Source organism: Bradyrhizobium sp. (genome assembly GCF_027451485.1).
GTDB lineage: Bacteria > Pseudomonadota > Alphaproteobacteria > Rhizobiales > Xanthobacteraceae > Bradyrhizobium.
The window spans coordinates 1-2,679 of the sequence record NZ_DAIDJE010000202.1 but is presented as its reverse complement, the minus strand read 5'-3'; the positions used below and the strand labels follow the sequence as shown (position 1 = coordinate 2,679).

The window sequence follows — 2,679 nt, the reverse complement described above, 5'->3', positions numbered from 1 at the left end:
GGTCATTGTTTCAATGCGTTATCGGCGCGGGCGAACACGACGCCTGAGCGTGCCCGTCGATATGCTGGCCGCCTAAGGCGAATGGTCGTAATCTTGCCTCCATCATTCGATTGAACCGGTGATGATCATGTGGAACGCGATAGCCAAAATGCAGCGAAGGCTTGCGATTGCAGGCGGCCTTGCGGTTGCGGTTTCTCTTCCCGGATATGCTGCCGAACCAACGGCTGCGGGCCTCTGGGAAAAGACCGCCGAGGGTAAGCCCGTCATCTGGATTCTGATGGTCGATCACCATGACGGCACGTTTGAAGGCGTGATCGCCAAGAAATTTCCAAAGCCCGGCATGCCCGAAGCGACGTTCTGTTCAAAATGCACCGACGACCGCAAGGATGCGCCGGTGCTCGGCATTTCCTTTATCCGCGACATGAAGCGGAACGGCCTGGAGTACGAAGAGGGCAATGTGCTGGATCCCCGCGACGGGCAGATCTGGCGGGCGAAAATGACGCTCAGCCCGGATGGGCAGGAACTCACGCTACGCGGCTACGTGCTGATGCCGTTGCTGGGCAAGGACGATGTCTGGCAGCGATTGCCGGATTCCGATATGGCGCAGGTGGATCCCGCGATCATCGCTAAATACCTGCCGGAACAGGCGGCCGCTGCCAAACCGCCGGGCAAGAAGAAATCCGCCTCACACCGGCAATAGGCCGAACCCGGCTTAACTCTAGCGGCGGGAGCCAGCGCGGGAGCGCTGCCGGAACGGCACCGTTGTGGCCTTTACCTCGACGACTTCAGCGCTTTCGGTGTCGATCGCCGCGCAAGCCTCGGCCTGCTTGCGGCGGAGCTGCCAAGGCTGCACCACGTTGAGCCAGAGTTCACGAGCTCCCATGATCGAAATCGCGATGCCGAACGGGATCATGAAATAAAGGATCCGGAATACGACCAGCGTCGCCAGCAACTGCTCCTTGCCGAACTGCGGCAGTGCGACCAGCATGGCGGCATCGAAGACGCCAAGCGAGCCGGGCGCATGGCTGGCAAATCCGAGCAGCGTTGCCAGAATGAACACCACCGCCAGCGACATGAAATCGATATGCGGCTGTGCTGGCATCAGGAGATACATTGCCATGGCGCAGAAGCCGAGATCGACCACGCCGATCAGGATCTGCACCAAGGTCAGCGGTGCGGAAGGCAATCTGACCATCCAGCCATTCTGCCCCAGTTCGCGCCGCTCCTCGCCGCGCACGAGCCAGACCATATATGAGATGATGGCGCCGACCACGCCAAGGGCAATCAGCCGGTTGATTGCCGCTGGCAGCTGATCCATGTAGGACGCCGCTTCGGGATGCCAGGCCATGCCGATGCCGAGCACAAAGGTGTTGCCGAGCCAAAACGTCAGACCGGATAGAAAGCAGATCTTTGCGACGTCGACGGCGCTCAGGCCGTAATCCGAGTAGATCCGAAAACGGATCGCGCCGCCGGTGAAGACGGTGGCGCCGATGTTGTGACCGATCGAGTAGCTGGTGAAACTCGACAGCGCCGCGATGCGGTAGGGGACGTGCTTCTTGCCAAGCGTTCGCAACGCGAAGAAATCATAGAATGTCAGGGTGCAGAAGGCCCCGACGACGCACAGGGCAGCAAGGGCGATATGGTGGGGCGAGATATCGGTCAGCGCCACGAACATAACGCCAGTATCGATACCCTTCAGGGTGCGGACCAGCGTCGTGATCGCGAAGGCGATAATGACAAGGCTGGCGGCAACTCCGACGCGCTTCCAGCCTATCCGCTCCTTGAAACCATGCCGCAGCATGGTCAACATCCTAACCATTCGTCCTCCCGGCAGGGCCGCAGCGCCGTTGCTGGCGGCAGTGGACTTGACATTCGCCGCTCGTTGTCGCGCGTTCTGATCAGCGGATGTCAAATCCGAAACTCCACTAGAAATCTGCGTTTGCCGGTGTCCCTTCGGTTCTGACACTCGTAAACGACCCGGCCGCGATCGCGCGCAAATGTCAGGACCGGACACCAGCCCATCGAGACAACCGCCACCGTTCGGGCCCCGATCGTCCTGCATTTAAACCCATAGGGCAAAAACCGCCTTTTGTGCAGTACTTGACAAGCGGCTGACTGTCGCGCTCCGACTGCCGGTCAAGCCCTTAGATAGGGCGTGTAGCCCCGGAGTCGAGGCGGAATTGTGGGCTGGCATCCTCGTCGCTGCATGGCTGCGCTTCCTTTTCATCGCCGTAAACCGGCGAACGTTCCCCGTGCGGCCTTTCGACTTCTGTGGGGAACATCGTCCGGACCCACCGGTTAGCGCGATATCAGCAATCGGACACTCGGCGTTCCGAGCGGAGAGCCGGCGCGCCGGTGTTCCAAAGAACAAAAAGGAACGCAGCGATGGGACTGTTCACCCGTGACATCAAGACCATGAACGATCTGTTCGTGCATCAATTGCAGGACATCTATTACGCTGAGAAACAACTCGTGAAGGCACTGCCGAAAATGGCCGACAAAGCAACCGACAAACAGCTCAAGGACGGCTTCCTGACTCATCTCGAGGAGACGAAGACGCACGTGCAGCGTCTTGAGGAGGTCTTCCGGATGCACGGGGCCGAGATCAAGGCTGTCGATTGCCCGGCGATCGATGGCATCATCGAGGAAGCCGACGAAGTCGCCGGTGAGGTCGCCGAT

The 2,679-nt window shown here is 59.9% G+C and carries 3 protein-coding genes; 2 read left to right on the top strand and 1 reads right to left on the bottom strand.

Annotation, left to right across the window (positions count from 1 at the left end):
- The first annotated feature begins 148 nt into the window (after nt 1–148).
- Nucleotides 149–700, top strand: a complete 552-nt coding sequence (locus NEZ08_RS23585; protein WP_298112501.1) for a DUF2147 domain-containing protein — start codon at nt 149–151, stop codon at nt 698–700.
- 18 nt (nt 701–718) lie between these two features.
- Here NEZ08_RS23585 and NEZ08_RS23580 read toward each other — a convergent pair whose 3' ends face one another.
- Nucleotides 719–1,819, bottom strand: coding sequence for a YbhN family protein (locus NEZ08_RS23580; RefSeq protein ID WP_298112500.1), 1,101 nt, complete (start codon nt 1,817–1,819; stop codon nt 719–721).
- A gap of 566 nt (nt 1,820–2,385) precedes the next feature.
- Between NEZ08_RS23580 and NEZ08_RS23575 the strand changes: the two genes are divergently transcribed.
- Nucleotides 2,386–2,679 (top strand): DUF892 family protein (locus NEZ08_RS23575; RefSeq protein ID WP_298112499.1); only part of this gene is annotated, 294 nt, incomplete at its 3' end.